This window comes from Citrobacter sp. W9 (genome assembly GCF_026719375.1).
GTDB lineage: Bacteria > Pseudomonadota > Gammaproteobacteria > Enterobacterales > Enterobacteriaceae > Citrobacter > Citrobacter werkmanii.
On record NZ_JAPPTE010000019.1, the window covers coordinates 67,109 to 89,175 of the forward strand.

Annotated in this window: 21 protein-coding genes; 17 read left to right on the forward strand and 4 right to left on the reverse strand. The window is 53.0% G+C overall.

What is annotated here, in order from left to right; genetic code table 11:
* Positions 1–14: 14 nt before the first annotated feature.
* On the reverse strand, positions 15–821 hold the full coding sequence (locus OOJ59_RS21955) for a dienelactone hydrolase family protein (protein ID WP_038634473.1): 807 nt from the start codon (positions 819–821) through the stop codon (positions 15–17).
* 265 nt (positions 822–1,086) lie between these two features.
* On the opposite strand from OOJ59_RS21955, the gene udp reads away from it, so the two are divergent.
* The 9 genes from udp (at position 1,087) to tatD (ending at position 9,028) form a co-directional block, all read left to right on the forward strand.
* A complete protein-coding gene (gene udp / locus OOJ59_RS21960; RefSeq protein WP_006686084.1) occupies positions 1,087–1,848 on the forward strand; it encodes a uridine phosphorylase in 762 nt (253 codons plus the stop codon).
* 140 nt (positions 1,849–1,988) lie between these two features.
* Complete coding sequence (gene rmuC / locus OOJ59_RS21965) at positions 1,989–3,419, forward strand: DNA recombination protein RmuC (protein WP_087856731.1); 1,431 nt, start codon at positions 1,989–1,991, stop codon at positions 3,417–3,419.
* Positions 3,420–3,513: 94 nt separating this feature from the next.
* Positions 3,514–4,269 (forward strand): bifunctional demethylmenaquinone methyltransferase/2-methoxy-6-polyprenyl-1,4-benzoquinol methylase UbiE, encoded by a 756-nt coding sequence (gene ubiE / locus OOJ59_RS21970; protein WP_003017897.1) that lies wholly within the window; start codon positions 3,514–3,516, stop codon positions 4,267–4,269.
* Positions 4,270–4,282: 13 nt separating this feature from the next.
* On the forward strand, positions 4,283–4,888 hold the full coding sequence (gene ubiJ, locus OOJ59_RS21975) for a ubiquinone biosynthesis protein UbiJ (protein WP_038634468.1): 606 nt from the start codon (positions 4,283–4,285) through the stop codon (positions 4,886–4,888).
* Positions 4,885–6,525 carry a ubiquinone biosynthesis regulatory protein kinase UbiB gene (gene ubiB / locus OOJ59_RS21980; protein WP_069325080.1) on the forward strand — a complete coding sequence of 547 codons (1,641 nt, stop codon included), beginning with the start codon at positions 4,885–4,887 and terminating at the stop codon, positions 6,523–6,525. Before ubiJ ends, ubiB begins: the two co-directional genes overlap by 4 nt.
* Positions 6,526–6,603: 78 nt before the next feature.
* Positions 6,604–6,858 (forward strand): Sec-independent protein translocase subunit TatA, encoded by a 255-nt coding sequence (tatA, locus tag OOJ59_RS21985; protein WP_003017888.1) that lies wholly within the window; start codon positions 6,604–6,606, stop codon positions 6,856–6,858.
* A 3-nt stretch (positions 6,859–6,861) separates the two neighbouring features.
* Complete coding sequence (gene tatB, locus OOJ59_RS21990) at positions 6,862–7,410, forward strand: Sec-independent protein translocase protein TatB (protein ID WP_085049780.1); 549 nt, start codon at positions 6,862–6,864, stop codon at positions 7,408–7,410.
* Positions 7,411–7,412: 2 nt separating this feature from the next.
* Positions 7,413–8,204, forward strand: a complete 792-nt coding sequence (gene tatC, locus OOJ59_RS21995) for a Sec-independent protein translocase subunit TatC (RefSeq protein WP_038634459.1) — start codon at positions 7,413–7,415, stop codon at positions 8,202–8,204.
* A gap of 41 nt (positions 8,205–8,245) precedes the next feature.
* Positions 8,246–9,028: a 3'-5' ssDNA/RNA exonuclease TatD gene (gene tatD, locus OOJ59_RS22000; RefSeq protein ID WP_159122117.1), complete on the forward strand. Its 783-nt coding sequence runs from the start codon at positions 8,246–8,248 to the stop codon at positions 9,026–9,028.
* 6 nt (positions 9,029–9,034) lie between these two features.
* Here tatD and rfaH read toward each other — a convergent pair whose 3' ends face one another.
* Complete coding sequence (rfaH, locus tag OOJ59_RS22005) at positions 9,035–9,523, reverse strand: transcription/translation regulatory transformer protein RfaH (protein ID WP_038634455.1); 489 nt, start codon at positions 9,521–9,523, stop codon at positions 9,035–9,037.
* 204 nt (positions 9,524–9,727) lie between these two features.
* Here rfaH and ubiD point away from each other — a divergent pair, with 204 nt between their 5' ends.
* The 4 genes from ubiD to OOJ59_RS22025 all read left to right on the forward strand — a co-directional run bounded on the left by ubiD (position 9,728) and on the right by OOJ59_RS22025 (position 14,098).
* A complete protein-coding gene (gene ubiD, locus OOJ59_RS22010) occupies positions 9,728–11,221 on the forward strand; it encodes a 4-hydroxy-3-polyprenylbenzoate decarboxylase (RefSeq protein ID WP_159122118.1) in 1,494 nt (497 codons plus the stop codon).
* Positions 11,222–11,261: 40 nt separating this feature from the next.
* A complete protein-coding gene (fre, locus tag OOJ59_RS22015) occupies positions 11,262–11,963 on the forward strand; it encodes an NAD(P)H-flavin reductase (RefSeq protein ID WP_038634448.1) in 702 nt (233 codons plus the stop codon).
* Positions 11,964–12,193: 230 nt separating this feature from the next.
* Complete coding sequence (locus OOJ59_RS22020; protein WP_159122119.1) at positions 12,194–13,102, forward strand: ROK family protein; 909 nt, start codon at positions 12,194–12,196, stop codon at positions 13,100–13,102.
* A 15-nt stretch (positions 13,103–13,117) separates the two neighbouring features.
* On the forward strand, positions 13,118–14,098 hold the full coding sequence (locus tag OOJ59_RS22025; protein ID WP_137347630.1) for a LacI family DNA-binding transcriptional regulator: 981 nt from the start codon (positions 13,118–13,120) through the stop codon (positions 14,096–14,098).
* A 213-nt stretch (positions 14,099–14,311) separates the two neighbouring features.
* Here the strand turns inward: OOJ59_RS22025 and fadA are convergent, their stop codons facing one another.
* A complete protein-coding gene (fadA, locus tag OOJ59_RS22030) occupies positions 14,312–15,475 on the reverse strand; it encodes an acetyl-CoA C-acyltransferase FadA (protein ID WP_150344458.1) in 1,164 nt (387 codons plus the stop codon).
* 9 nt (positions 15,476–15,484) lie between these two features.
* Positions 15,485–17,674 carry a fatty acid oxidation complex subunit alpha FadB gene (gene fadB, locus OOJ59_RS22035; RefSeq protein WP_160955707.1) on the reverse strand — a complete coding sequence of 730 codons (2,190 nt, stop codon included), beginning with the start codon at positions 17,672–17,674 and terminating at the stop codon, positions 15,485–15,487.
* Positions 17,675–17,861: 187 nt separating this feature from the next.
* On the opposite strand from fadB, the gene pepQ reads away from it, so the two are divergent.
* Genes pepQ through hemG form a run of 4 tightly spaced genes read left to right on the forward strand, consistent with a single transcriptional unit; the run spans position 17,862 to position 21,854 of the window.
* A complete protein-coding gene (gene pepQ, locus OOJ59_RS22040; protein WP_038634435.1) occupies positions 17,862–19,193 on the forward strand; it encodes a Xaa-Pro dipeptidase in 1,332 nt (443 codons plus the stop codon).
* Positions 19,193–19,807: an IMPACT family protein gene (locus tag OOJ59_RS22045; protein ID WP_085049785.1), complete on the forward strand. Its 615-nt coding sequence runs from the start codon at positions 19,193–19,195 to the stop codon at positions 19,805–19,807. The genes pepQ and OOJ59_RS22045 overlap by 1 nt, the downstream gene beginning before the upstream one ends.
* A gap of 38 nt (positions 19,808–19,845) precedes the next feature.
* A complete protein-coding gene (gene trkH / locus OOJ59_RS22050; RefSeq protein ID WP_003017848.1) occupies positions 19,846–21,297 on the forward strand; it encodes a Trk system potassium transporter TrkH in 1,452 nt (483 codons plus the stop codon).
* Positions 21,298–21,308: 11 nt separating this feature from the next.
* Positions 21,309–21,854 carry a menaquinone-dependent protoporphyrinogen IX dehydrogenase gene (hemG, locus tag OOJ59_RS22055; RefSeq protein ID WP_038634428.1) on the forward strand — a complete coding sequence of 182 codons (546 nt, stop codon included), beginning with the start codon at positions 21,309–21,311 and terminating at the stop codon, positions 21,852–21,854.
* The last annotated feature ends 213 nt before the right edge of the window (positions 21,855–22,067 follow it).

The following is a 22,067-nucleotide window of genomic DNA, read 5'->3' on the forward strand; positions in this document are numbered from 1 at the left end:
TTGCCTGGCGATACTTATTTCTTCTCGCCGTATTGCGCGAACCACTCCAGCATTCTCTGCCAGCCATCTTTGGCGGACTCTTCGTGGTAGCTCGGGCGGTAATCGGCATTAAATGCATGCCCGGCATCGGGATAAACCACAATTTCCGCTTTTGCATTAGCGGCGCGTAGCGCCTGACGCATAGTTTCGACGGTAACCTGAGGAATACTGGTGTCCTGACCACCATAAAGCCCCAGAACAGGAGCGTTAAGATCGGTGGCGATATCAACGGGATGTTTCGGCGAGTTGAGGGTCTTATCGCCTACCAGTTTGCCATACCACGCTACCGCTGCTTTTAACTGCGGATTGTGCGCTGCATACAGCCAGGTGATGCGTCCACCCCAGCAAAAACCTGTGATCATTAATCGATGCGCGTCACCGCCGTTGCGGGAGGCCCAACTGGCGACGTGGTCCAGATCGGCTAGTACCTGAGCGTCAGGCACTTTGGCGACAAGGCCGCTGAGCAGCGTGGGGATATCGGCAAAGTCATTGGGATCGCCTTCGCGGAAATAGAGCTCTGGCGCGATAGCCAGATACCCTTCCAGGGCCAGACGGCGGCAAACGTCACGAATGTGTTCATGAATGCCAAAAATCTCCTGCACGACAATGACCACGGGCAGGGGGCCATCGGTCTGTTTTGGTCGTGCGTGATACGCTGGCATATCATCGCCTTGTGAAGGTATGGACGTTACACCGGCGATAATTGCGTTATCCGGTGTGTGAACCGTAGTAGACGTCGGTGGAGATACAGCAGGTGCAAAGCCAGATTGTCGTGTGGTCATGGTATTCTCCGTACCCTTAAATATTCAGCCAAAAAGCGCATTATTAACTATAGACATATGCAACGAACCACATTGCCTTAAACGGTCTATCTTTTGTGCAAGGCGTCCTTACATCACGTCATTTATGTGATGCGTATCACTATTTCATGGTAATCGAATGCAATTGATTTACATCATGGTGATGTCTGTCACGAAAATTTGTTTATGCCTTCGGTAAAGTGTGTTTTTGCTTCTTCTGACAAAACCGATTCACAGAGGAGTTTTTATGTCTAAGTCTGATGTTTTTCATCTCGGCCTCACTAAGAACGATTTACAAGGGGCCCAGCTCGCTATCGTCCCTGGCGACCCGGAGCGTGTGGAAAAGATCGCCGCGCTGATGGATAAGCCGGTTAAGCTGGCATCCCATCGCGAGTTCACGACCTGGCGTGCTGAGCTGGATGGTAAAGCCGTGATCGTTTGCTCTACCGGTATCGGCGGCCCGTCCACCTCTATTGCCGTAGAAGAACTGGCGCAACTGGGCATTCGTACCTTCCTGCGTATCGGTACGACTGGCGCAATTCAGCCGCACATCAATGTTGGCGACGTGCTGGTCACCACTGCGTCTGTCCGTCTGGATGGTGCAAGCCTGCACTTCGCGCCAATGGAATTCCCGGCCGTTGCTGACTTCGAGTGCACCACTGCGCTGGTGGAAGCGGCGAAATCTATCGGTGCGACTACCCACGTGGGCGTCACCGCGTCATCTGACACCTTCTATCCGGGCCAGGAGCGTTATGACACCTTCTCTGGTCGCGTAGTGAGCCGTTTCAAAGGCTCGATGGAAGAGTGGCAGTCCATGGGGGTCATGAACTACGAAATGGAATCCGCAACGTTGCTGACCATGTGTGCCAGCCAGGGCCTGCGTGCCGGTATGGTTGCTGGTGTTATCGTGAACCGTACTCAGCAAGAGATCCCCAATGCGGAAACGATGAAACAAACGGAAAGCCACGCGGTGAAAATCGTGGTGGAAGCTGCCCGCCGTTTACTGTAATTCTCACTTCTGTTCAAAAAGGCCGACGTGTTCGGCCTTTTTATTTTGCGTAGTGCCTCGCAGGAAATTCCTTTTAAACTGGACGTTTATACAGCACAATTCTATTTTGTGCGGGTAAGCCGTTGCTGTAAGGGGGCGTTGTGGATATTTCAATTATGATGAGTGCTGTGTTGGCGTTAGCCGCAGGGCTGCTGGTGGGGTGGCTGGCGACAAAAGCGCGGGCCGATCAGATCCGTGCCGACCTCATCGAAGAGCGACGTGAACTGGATATTGCGTTAAGCGCTGCCCGGCAACAACTCGCACAGGAAGCCCACTGGCGCGACGAGTGCGAGCTACTCAATAACGAATTACGCAGCCTGCACAGCATCAACACCTCTCTGGAAGCCGATCTCCGTGAAGTCACTACCCGGCTGGAAGCGACGCAGCAGCATGCGGAAGATAAAATCCGCCAGATGATCAACAGCGAACAGCGCCTGAGTGAACAGTTTGAAAACCTGGCGAACCGCATTTTTGAGCACAGCAACCGCCGCGTCGATGAGCAAAACCGCCAAAGCCTGAACAGCCTGCTGGCGCCGCTTCGTGAACAGCTGGACGGTTTTCGTCGTCAGGTTCAGGATAGCTTCGGCAAAGAAGCGCAGGAACGTCATACTCTGGCGCATGAAATTCGTAATCTTCAGCAACTGAACGCGCAGATGGCGCAGGAAGCGGTAAACCTGACGCGGGCCTTAAAAGGCGATAACAAAACGCAGGGCAACTGGGGGGAGGTGGTACTCACGCGGGTGCTTGAAGCCTCTGGTCTGCGTGAAGGTTATGAATACGAAACTCAGGTTAGCATTGAAAATGATGCCCGTTCGCGTATGCAGCCCGATGTCATTGTCCGGCTACCCCAGGGGAAAGATGTGGTGATCGACGCAAAAATGACGTTGGTTGCCTATGAGCGCTATTTTAACGCGGAAGATGAATATACCCGCGAGAGCGCGTTGCAGGAGCACATCGCCTCAGTGCGAAACCATATTCGTCTGCTGGGCCGAAAAGATTATCAACAGCTTCCCGGGCTGCGTTCGCTTGACTACGTGCTGATGTTTATTCCCGTCGAACCTGCTTTTTTGCTGGCGCTGGACAGGCAACCTGAACTGATAACCGAGGCGCTTAAAAATAACATTATGCTGGTCAGCCCCACCACGTTGTTAGTGGCATTGCGCACGATCGCCAACCTGTGGCGCTACGAGCATCAGAGCCGTAATGCGCAACAAATTGCCGATCGGGCCAGTAAACTTTATGACAAGATGCGCTTGTTTGTGGATGATATGTCGGCGATTGGCCAAAGTCTGGATAAAGCCCAGGACAACTACCGACAAGCGATGAAAAAACTCTCTTCAGGCCGTGGAAACGTCCTGTCACAGGCAGAGGCGTTTCGCAGTTTAGGTGTGGAAATTAAGCGCGAGATAAATCCTGAGCTGGCTGAACAAGCCACTACGCAGGATGAAGAGTACCGCTTGCGCTCGGTCCCTGAGACGCAACAGGATGCGCCTTACCCTGATGACGAAGCGGTAAATCAGCAATCAAACTAGTCCGTTTGGGGTAGTTGAACGGGGTAGAAGGGTAGGGCAAATTGGCCCAATCTGTTACACTTCTTGAACATTTTTTGAATGAGCAGGCACTGAGATGGTGGATAATTCACAAGAAACGACGCACTTTGGCTTTCAGACCGTCGCTAAAGAGCAGAAAGCTGACATGGTGGCCCACGTTTTTCATTCTGTGGCCTCGAAATATGACGTTATGAATGACTTAATGTCATTTGGCATTCATCGTTTGTGGAAGCGCTTCACCATTGATTGCAGTGGCGTGCGTCGCGGTCAAACCGTTCTGGATTTGGCGGGCGGTACGGGCGACCTGACGGCGAAATTCTCTCGCATGGTGGGTGAAACCGGTAAAGTCGTACTGGCGGATATCAATGACTCAATGCTCAAAATGGGTCGCGAAAAGCTGCGTAATATCGGCGTAGTGGGTAACGTTGAGTACGTTCAGGCGAACGCGGAAGCACTGCCTTTCCCTGATAACACGTTTGACTGCATTACCATTTCTTTCGGTCTGCGCAACGTAACGGATAAAGACAAAGCTTTACGATCCATGTATCGCGTGTTGAAGCCGGGCGGACGTTTACTGGTGCTGGAGTTCTCCAAGCCGATTATCGAACCGCTGAGCAAGGCCTACGATGCTTATTCTTTCCATGTTCTGCCGCGCATCGGTTCCATGGTCGCAAGCGATGCGGACAGTTACCGCTATTTGGCGGAGTCTATTCGCATGCATCCCGATCAGGACACGCTAAAAGCAATGATGCAAGATGCCGGGTTCGAAAGCGTTGATTACTACAACCTGACGGCTGGTGTCGTTGCGCTGCATCGTGGTTACAAGTTCTGACAGGAGATTGGGGATGCCTTTAAAACCCTTAGTGACCGCAGGCGTTGAAAATCTGCTCAATACCTTTCTGTATCGTTCTCCTGCGCTGAAATCAGCCCGAACGCGTTTACAGAGCAAGGTGCTGCGTGTTGATCTTAAAGGATTTTCAACACCCTTAGTCCTGGTGTTTAGTGAGCGCCAGGTCGATGTGCTGGGGGCATGGGAAGGCGAAGCCGATTGCACAGTAATCACACATGCCAGCGTGTTGCCGAAATTACGCGACCGCCAGCAACTTACCACGCTTATTCGCAGCGGTGAGCTGGAGGTTCAGGGTGATATCCAGGTGGTGCAGAACTTTGTGGCGCTGGCCGATCTGGCTGAGTTTGATCCCGCAGAACTGTTAGCGCCCTATACCGGCGATATCGTCGCGGAGGGGGTCAGCAAAGTCTTGCGTGGCGGCGCGAAGTTCTTGCGCCATAACATTCAGCGCCAGCAGCGCTATGTAGCCGAAGCGATCACCGAAGAGTGGCGTATGGCTCCCGGCTCGCTCGAGGTTGCATGGTTTGCAGAAGAAACGGCAGCCGTTGAACGTGCGGTCGAATCTCTGGCCAAACGGCTGGAAAAACTGGAGGCCAAATGACGCCAGGTGAAGTACGGCGCCTTTATTTCATCATTCGCACTTTTTTAAGCTACGGTCTTGATGAACTCATCCCTAAAATGCGTATCACGCTGCCGCTTCGGTTGTGGCGTTACTCGCTGTTCTGGATGCCCAACCAACATAAAGACAAACCGCTGGGAGAAAGGCTGAGACTGGCTTTACAGGAGCTCGGCCCGGTGTGGATCAAATTTGGGCAAATGCTCTCTACCCGTCGTGACCTTTTCCCACCGCACATCGCCGATCAGCTTGCGCTATTGCAGGATCGCGTTGCCCCATTCGATGGGCAGCGAGCGAAAGAACAAATCGAAGAAGCCATGGGCGGGCTGCCCGTCGAGGAGTGGTTTGATGATTTTGAGATCACGCCGCTGGCATCCGCGTCTATTGCTCAGGTCCATACCGCACGACTGAAGTCCAATGGTAAAGAGGTGGTGATCAAAGTTATCCGCCCGGACATACTGCCGGTCATTAAAGCGGATTTAAAACTGATTTACCGCCTTGCGCGCTGGGTTCCTCGTCTGCTACCGGATGGCCGTCGTCTACGGCCAACAGAAGTGGTCCGCGAGTATGAAAAAACGTTGATTGATGAGCTGAACCTGCTGCGCGAATCGGCGAACGCAATTCAGCTGCGACGTAATTTTGAAGATAGCCCGATGCTGTACATCCCGGAAGTGTATTCCGACTATTGCAGTCAGAACATGATGGTGATGGAGCGCATATATGGTATCCCCGTATCGGATGTCGCAACGCTTGAGAAGAATGGCACCAACATGAAGTTGTTGGCTGAACGCGGCGTGCAGGTCTTCTTTACTCAGGTATTTCGCGACAGTTTTTTCCATGCGGACATGCATCCTGGGAATATTTTCGTGAGTTATGAGCACCCTGAAAACCCGAAATACATTGGCATTGATTGCGGGATTGTGGGTTCTTTAAATAAAGAAGATAAGCGCTATCTTGCTGAAAACTTTATTGCGTTCTTTAACCGAGACTACCGCAAAGTTGCCGAACTGCACGTGGATTCAGGTTGGGTTCCGCCTGATACCAACGTTGAAGAGTTTGAATTTGCAATCCGTACCGTGTGCGAGCCGATATTCGAAAAACCGCTGGCGGAGATTTCCTTTGGCCACGTGCTGTTGAATCTGTTTAACACCGCGCGTCGATTCAATATGGAAGTCCAGCCTCAGTTGGTTTTGCTCCAGAAGACGCTGCTGTACGTTGAAGGTGTCGGACGACAACTCTATCCGCAGTTAGATTTGTGGAAAACGGCCAAGCCGTTTCTCGAATCCTGGATTAAAGATCAGGTCGGTATTCCTGCGCTCGTAAGGGCATTTAAAGAAAAAGCTCCGTTCTGGGTTGAAAAAATGCCAGAAATACCTGAACTGGTGTATGACAGTTTGCGCCAGGGCAAATATTTACAGCACAGTGTTGATAAGATTGCCCGCGAGCTTCACGCGAATCATGTGCGTCAGGGACAATCCCGTTATTTATTGGGCATTGGCGCAACATTGCTGTTAAGTGGAACATTCCTGCTGGTAAGCCGCCCTGAGTGGGGGCTTATGCCGGGCTGGTTAATGGCGGGAGGCGTCATAGCCTGGATAATCGGCTGGCGCAAAATGCGCTGAATTTTTCATCGCCCAAGGCAGGCCGTGTAACGTATACTACGGCCTTATTAATTCATCATCTATGACAGAGGAACATGTATGGGTGGTATCAGTATTTGGCAGTTGTTGATCATTGCCGTCATCGTTGTACTGCTATTTGGCACCAAGAAACTCGGCTCCATCGGTTCCGATCTTGGCGCGTCTATTAAAGGCTTCAAAAAAGCGATGGGTGATGATGAACCTAAGCAAGATAAAACCAGCCAGGACGCTGATTTTACTGCTAAATCCATTACCGATAAGCAGGGCGAAGTGAAAAAGGAAGACGCCAAAAGCCAAGATAAAGAGCAGGTATAATCCGTGTTTGATATCGGTTTTAGCGAACTGTTATTGGTATTCGTGATCGGCCTCATTGTCCTGGGGCCGCAACGATTACCCGTGGCGGTAAAAACGGTTGCTGGCTGGGTTCGCGCTTTGCGTTCCCTTGCAACTACTGTTCAGAACGAACTGACCCAGGAGCTTAAGCTTCAGGAATTCCAGGACAGCCTGAAGAAAGTAGAGAAAGCGAGCCTGACAAATCTGACCCCGGAGCTGAAAGCATCAATGGATGAGCTGCGTGAAGCGGCGGAGTCGATGAAGCGTTCTTATAGCGTGCACGATCCTGAGAAAGCCAGCGATGAAGCGCACACTATCCATAATCCGGTGGTGAAAGACGGTGAAGCGCAGCGAGAAGGGGTCACCCCAGCTGCCGCTGAAAACCAGGCCAGTTCGCCGGAGCAAAAACCGGAATCCACGGGTGCTAAAACGCCAGAGCCGACGGAAAACACTTCCGCCACGTTGATGGATGCAGAAAAGAAAGCTGCCGCACCTGTTGTCGAATCCTCCCCCTCGTCGAGTGATAAACCGTAAACATGGCTGTAGAAGATACCCAACCGCTCATCACGCATCTTATTGAGCTGCGTAAGCGACTCCTGAACTGCATTATTGCTGTGTTCGTGATCTTTCTGGCATTGGTGTACTTTGCCAACGACATTTACCATATGGTTGCGGCGCCGTTGATCAAACAGATGCCGCAGGGCGCAACAATGATCGCCACCGATGTGGCCTCGCCGTTCTTTACCCCGATAAAGTTAACCTTCATGGTGTCGCTGATTCTGTCAGCGCCAGTGATCCTCTATCAGGTCTGGGCATTCATTGCGCCTGCTTTGTACAAACATGAACGTCGCCTGGTTGTGCCGTTGTTGGTCTCCAGTTCGTTATTGTTCTACATCGGTATGGCATTCGCCTATTTTGTCGTCTTCCCGTTGGCGTTTGGTTTCCTTGCCAATACGGCTCCGCAAGGCGTACAGGTATCGACAGACATTGCCAGCTATCTCAGTTTCGTAATGGCGCTGTTTATGGCTTTCGGTGTCTCTTTTGAGGTTCCTGTCGCCATTGTGCTGCTATGCTGGATGGGCATTACGACGCCTGAAGACTTACGCAAGAAACGCCCTTACGTTGTAGTGGGGGCATTTGTCGTCGGGATGCTATTGACCCCGCCAGATGTCTTCTCGCAAACGCTGTTGGCGATACCGATGTACTGCCTGTTTGAGGTGGGTGTGTTCTTCTCTCGATTCTATGTCGGTAAGCGACGTACGCGAGATGAGGATAACGAGGCTGAAGAAGCAAAAGAAGCTGAAGCCACCGAGAAAACTGAAGAATAAACGCAACCGCCCGTCAGGGCGGTTGTCATATGGGAGGAAGCATGTTTGATATTGGCGTTAATTTAACCAGTTCACAATTTGCGAAAGACCGGGATGAGGTCATGGCGCGCGCCTTTGCTGCGGGCGTAAACGGTATGCTTCTGACCGGAACAAACCTGCACGAAAGCCAGCAGGCTTTAACGTTGGCGCAGCATTATCCGCATTGCTGGTCCACGGCTGGCGTGCACCCGCATGACAGCAGCCAATGGCAGTCCTCAACAGAAGCAGAAATTATTGCGCTGGCAAACCATTCACAGGTGGTCGCTATTGGTGAGTGCGGCCTGGATTTCAATCGCAATTTCTCCACGCCGCAGGAGCAGGAGCGTGCTTTTGTGGCACAACTGCGCATTGCTGCTGAACTGCAGATGCCGGTTTTCATGCATTGTCGGGACGCCCATGAGCGTTTTCTGACGTTACTGGAGCCATGGCTGGACAGCCTGCCTGGTGCGGTGCTGCACTGCTTTACAGGCTCGCGCCAGGAGATGCAGGACTGTGTAGACCGCGGTCTTTACATTGGTATCACCGGGTGGGTGTGTGATGAGCGCCGGGGGATGGAACTGCGTGAGCTGCTGCCCTTTATCCCGGTTGAGAGATTGCTGATCGAAACCGATGCGCCCTACTTACTTCCCCGGGATTTAACGCCTAAACCAGCGTCACGGCGCAATGAACCTGCGCACCTACCCCATATTCTTGAGCGTATTGCCCACTGGCGCGGCGAGGATCCTCAATGGTTGTCAGCAACCATTGATGCGAACGTCAGAACGCTGTTTGAAGTGACTTTCTAAGGCGACTTAAATTTTTCGAAAGCCGGTGTTTTTCACGCTCTGCTTAACCTCTTTATTCAATAGGTTAAGCAGCAGCATGGAACGCGCTTCGCCATCGGGTTCGGTAAAGATCGCTTTCAACCCCTCAAACGCACCTTCGGTAATAATCACACTGTCCCCCGGATGAGGGGTTTCAGGGTCAACAATACCTTCAGGTTTATAGATGGAAAGTTGATGAATGACGGGAGAAGGAACGGTCGCCGGCGTCGCACCGAAACGGACGAAATGGCTGACACCACGCGTGGCATTGATGGTGGTGGTGTGGATCACTTCCGGGTCGAACTCGACAAACATATAATTAGGGAATAGGGGTTCACTGACTGTGGTCCGTTTACCGCGCACCATTTTTTCCAGGGTGATCATAGGCGTCAGGCAGTTCACCGCCTGTCTTTCCAGATGTTCCTGGGCTCGCTGAAGTTGCCCACGTTTGCAGTACAGTAAATACCAGGATTGCATAATAACTCTTATCCGCTTGTTCTGAGCGCCAGCATAGCAAAAGCCATGAGTTAAGTTAATTATACCCGCCGCAAAGCAGGCTGAAACCCAATGGGTATATACTCCCAGGCCTGATATGTATCGCCAGAGTTCACGCTAATTTAACAAAAATACAGCATCACAATGATGAACGCCGTATAATGAAGCGCTTACGAAGAGGCCACAATGGACGCCATGAAATATCACGATTTACGCGACTTCCTGACGCTGCTTGAACAGCAGGGCGAGCTCAAACGCATTTCGCTTGAGGTGGATCCCCATCTGGAGATCACTGAAATTGCCGATCGCACCTTGCGTGCCGGTGGGCCTGCGTTACTGTTTGAAAATCCTAAAGGCTATACAATGCCGGTGCTGTGTAACCTGTTTGGCACACCGAAGCGTGTGGCGATGGGGATGGGGCAAGAAGATGTCTCGGCGCTACGGGAAGTTGGTAAGCTGTTGGCGTTTTTGAAAGAGCCTGAGCCACCGAAAGGATTTCGCGATCTGTTCGATAAGCTGCCGCAGTTTAAGCAGGTGTTGAACATGCCGACTAAGCGGTTACGCGGCGCGCCTTGCCAGCAAAAAATCTATTCAGGCGATGAAGTCGACTTAAACCGTATTCCGATTATGACCTGCTGGCCAGAGGATGCTGCGCCGCTGATTACCTGGGGGCTGACCGTTACGCGCGGCCCGCATAAAGAGCGGCAGAATCTCGGTATCTATCGTCAGCAGCTGATTGGCAAAAACAAGCTCATTATGCGCTGGCTTTCCCATCGCGGCGGCGCGCTTGATTATCAGGAGTGGCGCGCGGCGCATCCTGGTGAACGGTTCCCGGTTTCTGTGGCCTTGGGAGCAGACCCGGCAACAATTCTGGGCGCTGTTACACCTGTCCCGGATACATTATCTGAGTACGCATTTGCCGGGCTGTTGCGTGGCACCAAAACCGAAGTGGTCAAATGTATTTCCAACGATCTGGAAGTGCCTGCCAGTGCTGAAATTGTGCTGGAAGGCTATATCGAACCGGGTGAAATGGCCCCGGAAGGACCATATGGCGATCATACTGGTTACTACAATGAAGTAGATAGCTTCCCGGTCTTTACCGTCACGCACGTTACTCAGCGTGAAGATGCAATTTATCACTCTACCTACACCGGACGCCCGCCGGATGAGCCCGCAGTGCTTGGCGTGGCGCTGAATGAAGTCTTCGTGCCTATTCTGCAAAAGCAGTTTCCGGAAATCGTCGACTTTTACCTGCCTCCGGAAGGCTGCTCATATCGCCTGGCCGTGGTGACGATGAAAAAACAGTACGCTGGTCATGCCAAACGCGTCATGATGGGTGTCTGGTCGTTTTTGCGTCAGTTTATGTACACCAAATTTGTTATTGTCTGCGATGATGACGTCAACGCACGCGACTGGAATGATGTGATTTGGGCGATTACGACGCGTATGGACCCGGCCCGGGATACTGTACTGGTAGAGAATACACCCATTGATTACCTGGATTTTGCCTCGCCGGTTTCCGGTCTTGGTTCAAAAATGGGGCTGGATGCCACCAATAAATGGCCGGGCGAAACCCAACGCGAATGGGGACGTCCGATAAAAAAAGATCCTGAAGTCACTGCACGTATTGACGCAATTTGGGATGAACTGGCCATCTTTAATGACGGCAAAAGCGCCTGAGGCGCGATCGTTTTGCCTATTGATCCGACAGAGAGAGCGCATGACAACCTTAAGCTGTAAAGTGACCTCGGTAGAAGCTATCACTGACACCGTATATCGCGTTCGTTTAGTGCCAGACGCGGCGTTTTCCTTTCGTGCCGGCCAGTATTTAATGGTCGTGATGGACGAACGAGATAAGCGCCCGTTCTCCATGGCATCTACGCCGGACGAGCAGGGGTTCATTGAACTGCACGTTGGCGCTTCTGAGCTAAATCTGTACGCCATGGCCGTGATGGACCGCATTCTGAAAGACCGGGAAATTAAGGTCGACATTCCGCATGGCGAAGCCTGGCTACGTGATGAGGACGAACGACCGTTGCTCCTGATTGCCGGCGGGACGGGATTCTCTTACGCGCGTTCCATTCTGCTTACCGCGCTGGCGCGCAATCCAAATCGCGATATCACTATTTACTGGGGCGGGCGCGAAGAGAAGCATCTCTACGATCTCTCTGAGCTGGAAGCGCTGTCAGTAAATCACCCGAATCTGCGCGTTGAGCCAGTGGTAGAACAGCCTGAAGAAGGCTGGCGTGGCCGTACGGGCACCGTATTAACGGCAGTATTACAGGATTACGGTACCCTGGCGGAACACGATATCTACATTGCCGGACGTTTTGAAATGGCTAAAATCGCGCGCGATCTGTTCTGCAATGAACGCAGTGCGCGTGAAGACCGCCTGTTTGGCGACGCGTTCGCGTTTATTTAAGCGCTGTGCGCCGGAGCCCTTCCGGCGCATTCATTACTCACCTTACTTCTACTAACAGGGTGCAAGCCCGGTCTCGTTGCCTCTCTTATCTCACCGGTTTTTTAGTAAACTTTTTTTGGCTATCTATTAATCATAAAAATAAGCTTTTGTGACGGAGCTCTTTTTGTTTAGTAAACAAAGTTGGCAAGCTATGCAGCATCACATTACAAGGCGCAAACGAGGGAAAAACCATGAGGCTTGGCCTGGATATTGGCGGGACTAAAATCGAAGCGGTAGTGATTGATAATACGGGGGAAATTGTTTATCGCGAGCGATGCGTAACCCCAAAGCAGAGCTATGACGATTTTTTCCACGCCGTAACGGAGATGATTGCTAAGGCCAGGCAGGCCGTTAATCAGCCTTTCTCGGTTGGCGTTGGGGTGCCCGGTGCGGTGGATAGCGAAGGGTTAATCAAAAACTCCAACATTCTGGTACTGAATCAGCAGAGCTTTGCGCAAGATCTTGAGCAAGCGTTAGGGATGGCTGTGCCCGTCACCAACGATGCTAACTGCTTTACGCTGTCAGAGGCGATGGACGGCAGCGGATATGGACACAGCGTCGTTTTTGGCGTCATCCTCGGTACCGGTTGCGGCGGCGGTGTGTGTATCGATAACCGCCTGATTTCCGGCCCTAACGCCTGCGCAGGCGAGTGGGGGCATAATGCCTTGCCGCGTTATCATGAATCCCGGGATGGGGCCGCAGTGACATGCTATTGCGGACAGTTGAACTGTATCGAAAGCTTTATTTCCGGCAGCGGCCTGGAACGCCAGTATTTGAACCACACCGCGCAACATGCGGGTGTGCCACAAATTATGCGACAGGTAGAATCGGGTGATGCAGATGCCTGTTTGTTATGGGAACGCTATTGCGATCAACTGGCGCGGGCGTTGGCAAGCGTGGTGAATACGCTCGATCCCGATGTGATTGTGTTGGGGGGCGGGGTATCTAATATCGATTTACTGTATTCTGGCTTGCAGGCGCGAGTAGCACAGTACGTATTTGGTAAACAGTGCCGTACACCGATCGTTCCGGCCAGACACGGCGACAGCAGCGGCGTGCGTGGTGCCGCCTGGCTGGGGGCGCAACGAGCCTGCGTATAAATCAATGAGAGTGAAATGACGAAACCTGTACGTATCAGAGACATTGCCGAAGCATGTGGGGTCTCAGTTGGCGCTGTTTCCCGCGCCCTAAAAGGGCAGCCGGGGCTGCGTGAAGATACCCGGTTGCGCATTATTTCTGTGGCGCAGCAGCAGGGTTATGATTTTTCCCGCTTGCGCAGCGACAAGATCAAACGCGTCCTGTTTTTGCTGCATCGTCAGCACAATATCAGCCGCGCATTACCATTTTACTCCCAACTGCTGTTAGGTATAGAAGATCTTTGTCGCGAGAATGGTATTGCGCTGAGCTTTCTGTCTATCGGTCCGGGTGATACGGTGAGTGAGCAGGTGATGCTGCACCAGCCGGATGCGCTGATCTGCGCCGGATTTTTTGAGCCTGAATTGCTTGGGCTGCTGCAACAGATGAAACTGCCGCTGGTGCTGGTGGATCTCTGGGCGCCTGGCCTGCCTTGTGTCAATCCGGACAATACCCAGGGCGGCTATCTGGCCACGCAACACCTGATTGCACAAGGTCGCAACCGCATCGCGTTTCTTGCCAGTACACTTTCTCACTACAGTATTCGTCAGCGTGAGAAGGGCTATCGTCAGGCATTGTATGAAGCCCGGTTGCTGATGCCGCCAGAGTACGAAGCCATCGCGCCGCCGTTGCTCGATACCGAGCAATCTTTGGTAGAGGCGGTTAATGAGCTGCTCAGGTTGCCGGAGCCACCCGATGCCATTTTTGCCTATAACGATGCGGCAGCGATGGTTGTTCAAAGAGTGTGCGCGCAGCAGGGCATACGTATCCCGGAAGACCTTGCGCTGGTAGGGTTTGATGATATTGATGCCGCAGCCTGGTCACATCCGCCGCTGAGCACTATCGCGGTTGATAAGCAACAGCTGGGTCGGGAAGCGCTGCGTTTACTGTTGGAAGAGAAGCAGGAAGAGAATCTGCTGCTGCCGGTGCAGTTAGTGGTACGTGGTAGTTCAGGGAAATAAAAAACCCGCCCCTGACAGGCGGGAAGAACGGCAACTAAATTTTCTCTCTTCGCCATTGGCACCATAACTGTGTTGGCTGCGCTCATTCACCCGAATCACTTACTACACGTAAGCTCATCGGGATTCATTCACTTGCCGCCTTGTTCTGGCACCAATGCCTTTGAGATAACATTTCGTAGGCCGGGCAAGCGAAGCGCCCCCGGCGTGCCTTGATTAAACTCGCTCGAATACCGTCGCGATGCCCTGACCTAACCCGATACACATCGTCGCCAGACCAAACTGTACGTCTTTGCGTTCCATCAGATTGAGCAGGGTAGTGCTGATACGCGCACCGGAACAACCCAGCGGGTGACCCAATGCGATCGCCCCGCCGTTGAGGTTGATCTTCTCGTCGATCTGCTCCATCAGCCCCAGATCTTTAATACACGGCAGGATCTGGGCGGCAAAAGCTTCATTCATCTCAAACAAGCCGATGTCGCTGGTGGAGAGTCCCGCTTTTTTCAGCGCCAGCTTTGAAGCCGGAACCGGACCGTAACCCATGATGGAAGGGTCGCAGCCGACAACGGCCATTGAACGAATTCGGGCACGCGGCGTCAGACCCAGGTCACGGGCACGGCTTTCGCTCATGACCAGCATCGCGGCAGCACCATCGGAAAGCGCGGAAGAGGTACCGGCCGTCACTGTGCCGCTAACCGGATCGAATGCCGGGCGCAGGGTAGAAAGCGCTTCAACCGTGGTCTCCGGGCGGATAACTTCATCGTAGTTAAACTGCTTCAGCACGCCGTCTGCATCATGACCGCCAGTCGGGATGATTTCATTTTTAAATGCGCCAGACTGTGTAGCAGCCCAGGCGCGAGCGTGTGAACGCGCGGCGAAGGCATCCTGCATTTCACGGCTAATACCGTGCATGCGGGAGAGCATTTCCGCCGTCAGGCCCATCATCCCCGCGGCTTTCGCCACGTTGCGGCTCATACCCGGGTGGAAATCAACGCCGTGACTCATCGGCACATGGCCCATATGTTCCACGCCGCCAATCAGGCACGCCTGAGCATCGCCGGTCATGATCATGCGTGCTGCATCATGCAGCGCCTGCATGGATGAACCACACAGACGGTTAACGGTCACTGCCGGTACTGAATGTGGGATTTCCGCCAGTAGTGACGCGTTACGAGCGATATTGAAACCCTGCTCCAGCGTTTGCTGCACGCAGCCCCAGTAAATATCATCAAGCGCGGATGGCTCCAGCGCCGGATTACGCGCCAGCAGGCTACGCATTAAATGTGCGGAGAGGTCTTCTGCCCGCACGTTACGAAACGCTCCCCCTTTTGAACGGCCCATCGGGGTACGGATCGCATCAACAATTACAACCTGTTCCATTGTGACTCCTTAAGCCGTTTTCAGGCTGCCAACCGGGCGGGCAGGCTCAACCTGGGGATAATACGGTTCGTTATGGCGCGCTTTATCACGCAGACCGGCCGGAACTTCATACAGTGGGCCTAGGTGCTGATACTGTTGGGCCATATCGAGATACTTCGCGCTGCCGAGCGTATCCAGCCAGCGGAACGCGCCGCCGTGGAACGGAGGGAAGCCCAGGCCATAAACCAGCGCCATATCGGCTTCTGCCGGGCTGGCGATAATGCCTTCTTCCAGACAACGCACCACTTCGTTGACCATTGGGATCATCATGCGGGCGATAATCTCGTCATCGCTGAAGTTGCGTTTCGGTTGGCTGACCTCTGCCAGCAGACCATCAACGGCGGCATCTTCTTCTTTCTTCGGCTTGCCCTTGTTGTCTTCTTTATAACGCCAGAACCCGAGACCGTTTTTCTGTCCGAAACGGTTAGCATCAAACAGGGCATCGATCGCATCGCGATAATCTTTCTGCATACGCTGTGGGAAGCCCGCAGACATCACCGCCTGTGCGTGATGCGCGGTATCGATCCCCACCACGTCCAGCAGATAAGCCGGGCCCATCGGCCAGCCAAACTGTTTTTCCATCACTTTGTCGACTTTGCGGAAATCCGCTCCGTCGCGCAGCAACTGGCTGAAACCGGCAAAATAGGGGAACAGCACGCGGTTGACGAAGAAACCAGGGCAGTCATTGACCACAATTGGCGTTTTGCCCATCTGGCTTGCCCAGGCGACAACCTTAGCGATGGTTTCATCTGAGCTTTTTTCGCCGCGAATGATCTCAACCAACGGCATGCGGTGCACCGGGTTAAAGAAGTGCATGCCACAGAAGTTTTCCGGGCGTTTGAGCACGCTGGCCAGTTCGTTGATTGGAATGGTTGAGGTGTTCGAAGCCAGTACGGTGTCCGGGCGTACCTTATCTTCGGTTTCCGCCAGTACCGCTTTTTTCACTTTCGGGTTTTCCACAACCGCTTCGACTACCACGTCCACACGCTCGAAACCGCTATAGTCGAGGGTTGGATGGATAGTGGAAATCACGCCCGCCATTTTCAGGCCGTCAATCTTGCCGCGCTCGAGCTGTTTGTTCAGCAGCTTGGCCGCTTCGGTCATGCCCAGCGTTAATGATTTGTCGTTGATATCTTTCATCACAACCGGCACGCCTTTCCAGGCCGACTGGTAAGCGATACCGCCGCCCATAATGCCCGCGCCCAGCACCGCCGCTTGCTTTGGCGCCTCAATATTTTTGGTGAGCTTTTTGGCTTTGGCTTTCACGAACTGATCGTTAAGGAAGATCCCAACCAATGCGCGAGCTTCACTGGTGTGCGCCAGTGGAACAAAACTTTTATTTTCCAGGTTCAGCGCTTCTTCACGGCCAAAACGGGCTGCCGCCTCAATCGTTTTCACGGCAGTGATTGGTGCGGGATAATGCTTCCCGGCCGTCTGCGCCACCATACCTTTGGCGATAGTAAAGCTCATCGCCGCTTCAATTTTGCTGAGTTTCAACGGTTCCAGCTTCGGCTGGCGTTTGGCTCTCCAGTCGAGATCGCCGTTAATCGCCTGACGTAATACCGCGATCGCGCCATCAAGCAGTTTCTCGTGTTTCACTACGCCATCGACCAGGCCGATTTTCAGCGCCTGCTCAGCACCAACATCTTTACCCGCAGCAATGATTTCCAGCGCGCTGTCCGCGCCCAGCATACGTGGCATACGTACGGATCCGCCAAAGCCTGGCATGATGCCCAGCTTGGTTTCCGGCAGGCCGATGCGCAGGTCCGGCGTTGCCAGACGGTAATCGGTCGCCAGCACACACTCGCAGCCGCCGCCCAGCGCATAGCCATTTACCGCTGAGAGGGTCGGAACAGGTAGATCTTCCAGACGATTAAAGACGCTGTTGGCAAAATGCAGCCACTGGCTCAACTGTTCTTCAGGCACGAGGAACAATGAAAGGAATTCGGTGATATCGGCACCGACAATAAAGGCTGCTTTGTTAGAGCGCAGCAGCAGCCCTTTTAAATTCGGTTGTTTTTCCAGCACGTCAAGCGCATGGCCCAGGCTGGCAACGGTGGCCGTGTCGAGTTTATTGACCGAACCAGGGGCATCGAACACCAGTTCGGCGATGCCATCTTCCAGCCAGTCGAGGTACAGGGTGTCGCCTTTGTAAAGCATGTCAGTCTCCTGAATCCGCAAGGTGATCTGGTCATACCAGATGAATCGAAGTGTGTGTTTTATGTTAAAAAAATGCAAATGAATGATTAAAGAAATGACGATTTGATCACGCTCGGCAGAAATCACGCACTCACAAAGCGATGTGCTAAGATGCGGAGTCTTGAGGTCAAAAACAGAAGGATAGAAAATGGAATCACTGGCCGCACTCTATAAAAATCATATTGTTACCTTACAAGAGCGGGCGCGCGACGCGCTGGAACGCTTCAAGCTGGATGCGTTACTTATTCACTCTGGCGAACTTGTTAACGTCTTTCTTGACGACCATCCGTACCCGTTTAAGGTCAATCCGCAATTCAAAGCCTGGGTACCCGTAACGCAGGTCCCTAACTGCTGGTTGCTGGTGGATGGTGTGAATAAACCAAAATTGTGGTTCTATCTGCCGGTCGACTACTGGCATAACGTTGAGCCGCTGCCGACCTCGTTCTGGACAGAAGAAATCGAGATCATCGCGCTGCCAAAAGCGGACGGTATCGGTAGCCAACTGCCAGCTGCTCGCGGCAATATCGGTTATATCGGTCCGGTTCCGGAACGTGCGTTGCAACTGGACATCGCGGCCAGCAACATCAACCCGAAAGGGGTAATCGACTACCTGCATTATTACCGCGCCTTTAAAACGGATTACGAACTGGCCTGTATGCGCGAAGCGCAGAAAATGGCGGTGAATGGACACCGTGCCGCGGAAGAAGCGTTCCGTTCCGGGATGAGCGAGTTTGACATCAACCTTGCTTATCTGACCGCGACCGGTCACCGCGACACCGACGTGCCATACAGCAACATCGTTGCGCTTAATGAGCATGCGTCGGTTCTTCATTACACCAAACTGGATCATCAGGCGCCGTCTGAAATTCGCAGCTTCCTGCTGGACGCTGGTGCGGAATATAACGGCTATGCGGCAGACCTGACGCGTACCTGGTCGGCGAAAAGCGACAACGACTATGCGCATCTGGTGAAAGATGTTAACGACGAAGAGCTGGCGCTTATTGCTACCATGAAAGCGGGTACCAGCTACGTGGATTACCACATTCAGTTCCATCAGCGCATCGCGAAGCTGCTGCGTAAGCATCAAATCATCACCGATATGAGTGAAGAGGCGATGGTGGAAAACGATCTTACTGGACCGTTTATGCCGCACGGTATTGGTCACCCGTTGGGTCTGCAGGTGCATGATGTCGCTGGCTTTATGCAGGATGACAGCGGTACCCACCTTGCTGCCCCGTCGAAGTATCCTTACCTGCGCTGCACCCGTGTTCTGCAGCCGGGCATGGTTCTGACCATCGAACCGGGCATCTACTTTATTGAATCACTGCTGGCGCCGTGGCGTGAAGGGCAGTTCAGCAAACACTTCAACTGGCAGAAAATTGAAGCTCTGAAACCGTTCGGCGGTATTCGTATTGAAGACAACGTGGTGGTCCATGAGAACAATATCGAAAACATGACGCGGGATTTAAAACTGGCGTAATGGACAGTTGGTTAATCCCTGCGGCGCCGGTTAGCGTCGTTGAAGAGATCAAAAAAAGCCGCTTTATTACGCTGCTCGCCCATACGGACGGCGTAGAAGCGGCGAAAGCATTCGTTGAGTCCGTCAAAACGGAACACCCGGACGCCCGCCACCATTGTGTGGCATGGGTGGCCGGTGCGCCGAATGACTCGCAGCAGTTGGGCTTTTCAGACGATGGCGAACCGGCGGGAACGGCAGGAAAACCGATGCTCGCGCAACTGATGGGCAGCGGTGTCGGTGAGATTACCGCGGTGGTGGTGCGCTACTACGGCGGTATCCTTCTCGGTACGGGTGGGCTGGTAAAAGCCTACGGTGGCGGTGTGAATCAGGCGTTGCGTCAGTTAACGACACAGCGCAAGACGCCATTAACCGAATATACTTTGCAGTGTGAGTACGGTCAGCTGGCAGGCATAGAAGCTTTGCTGGGTCAGTTTGACGGTAAAGTCGTTGCCAGTGATTACCAGGCTTTTGTTCGGCTCAGGGTGGCGCTTCCTTATGCCAAAGTGGATGAATTTTCGGCAAAACTGGCGGATTTTAGTCGTGGTTCATTGCAATTGTTAGCGATTGAAGAATAATCCCCACCTCATTTTAAAGAACTAAGGAAGCGGTAGAGATGCATTTTCGCGCCATTACCCGAATCGTTGGACTACTGGTCATCTTATTCTCGGGAACAATGATTATCCCCGGACTGGTGGCTCTCATCTATCGCGATGGGGCAGGGCGTGCATTTACCCAAACTTTCTTCGTTGCTCTGGCGATCGGCTCCATGCTGTGGTGGCCGAACCGCAAAGAGAAAGGCGAGCTGAAATCTCGCGAAGGTTTTCTGATTGTCGTCTTGTTCTGGACCGTGCTGGGTAGCGTGGGTGCGCTGCCGTTCATCTTTGCGGAAAGCCCTAACCTGACGATTACCGATGCATTTTTTGAATCCTTTTCCGGATTGACCACCACCGGGGCAACAACGCTGGTGGGGCTGGATTCATTGCCACACGCTATCCTCTTTTATCGACAGATGCTGCAATGGTTCGGCGGGATGGGGATCATCGTGCTGGCGGTGGCTATTCTGCCTATTCTTGGCGTCGGGGGGATGCAGCTCTACCGGGCAGAAATGCCGGGGCCGCTGAAAGATAATAAAATGCGCCCGCGTATTGCCGAAACGGCGAAAACCCTGTGGCTTATCTATGTATTGCTGACGGTGGCATGTGCACTGGCGCTATGGTTTGCCGGGATGCCAGCGTTTGACGCCATTGGGCACAGCTTTGCCACGATTGCGATTGGCGGCTTTTCCACGCACGATGCCAGCGTGGGATATTTCGACAGTCCCACGATCAACACCATCATTGCTATCTTCTTGCTGATCTCCGGCTGTAACTATGGCCTGCACTTCTCTTTATTAAGCGGCCGTAGCCTGAAGGTCTACTGGCGCGATCCGGAATTTCGCATGTTCATCGGCGTGCAGTTGACGCTAGTGGCTGTCTGTACGCTGGTACTGTGGATACACAATACCTACGGTTCAGCGCTCACGACCATCAACCAGGCCTTTTTCCAGGTGGTATCAATGGCGACGACCGCCGGATTTACCACCGACAGCATTGCCCGCTGGCCGCTGTTTCTGCCGGTGTTGTTGTTGTGTTCTGCCTTTATCGGCGGCTGTGCCGGGTCTACGGGCGGTGGCTTGAAAGTGATTCGTATCCTGTTGCTGTTTAAGCAAGGTAACCGCGAGTTGAAACGTCTGGTTCACCCGAATGCTGTTTACAGTATCAAGCTGGGTAACCGTGCGCTGCCGGAGCGAATTCTTGAAGCCGTATGGGGATTCTTTTCTGCCTATGCACTGGTCTTTATTATCAGTATGCTGGCGATTATTGCGACCGGTGTTGATGACTTCTCCGCGTTTGCCTCCGTGGTGGCGACGCTGAATAACCTCGGTCCTGGGCTGGGCGTTGTCGCCGACAACTTTGCCAGTATGAACCCCGTGGCGAAGTGGATCCTGATTGCCAATATGTTGTTTGGTCGTCTGGAGGTCTTTACTCTGCTGGTACTCTTTACCCCTACTTTCTGGCGTGAATAATGGAGTAACACGTGAAAACACTGATTCTTTTTTCTTCCCGGGACGGGCAAACGCGTGAAATCGCCGAGTATCTGGCTTCTGAACTCAAAGAGCTGGGCGTTTGGACGGATGTTGTTAATTTGCATCGCACCGCGGAGCCTGACTGGCAAAATTATGACAGTGTGGTGATTGGCGCCTCGATTCGCTATGGTCATTACCATGCCGCATTTCAGGAGTTTGTGAAAAAGCATGCCACGCGGCTGAATGCGATGCCGAGTGCGTTCTACTCCGTTAACCTGGTTGCCCGTAAACCGGAGAAGCGTACGCCGCAAACCAACAGCTATGCGCGTAAGTTCCTGATGAGTTCGCCGTGGCGGCCGGATCGCAGTGCGGTTATTGCCGGCGCTTTGCTGTATCCCCGCTATCGCTGGTATGACCGTGTGATGATCCAACTGATAATGAAGATGTCAGGCGGTGAAACGGATACGCATAAAGAAGTGGTGTATACCGATTGGGAACAGGTCGCGGGTTTTGCACGGGAAATTGCCCAATTAACCCACAAAACGTTGCCAAAATAAGCGCAAAGAATAAAAAATAATCACTCGGAAAATTATTTTAAATTTCCCCTTGTCAGCCTGAAATAACTCCCTATAATGCGCCTCCACTGACACGGAACAACGGATTACACGCCGCCGGGTCAGCGGAGAAAAGCGTAAATAAACGCTTGACTCTGAAGCGGGATAGCGTAATATGCACACCCCGCGCCGCTGAGAAAAAGCGAAGCGGCACTG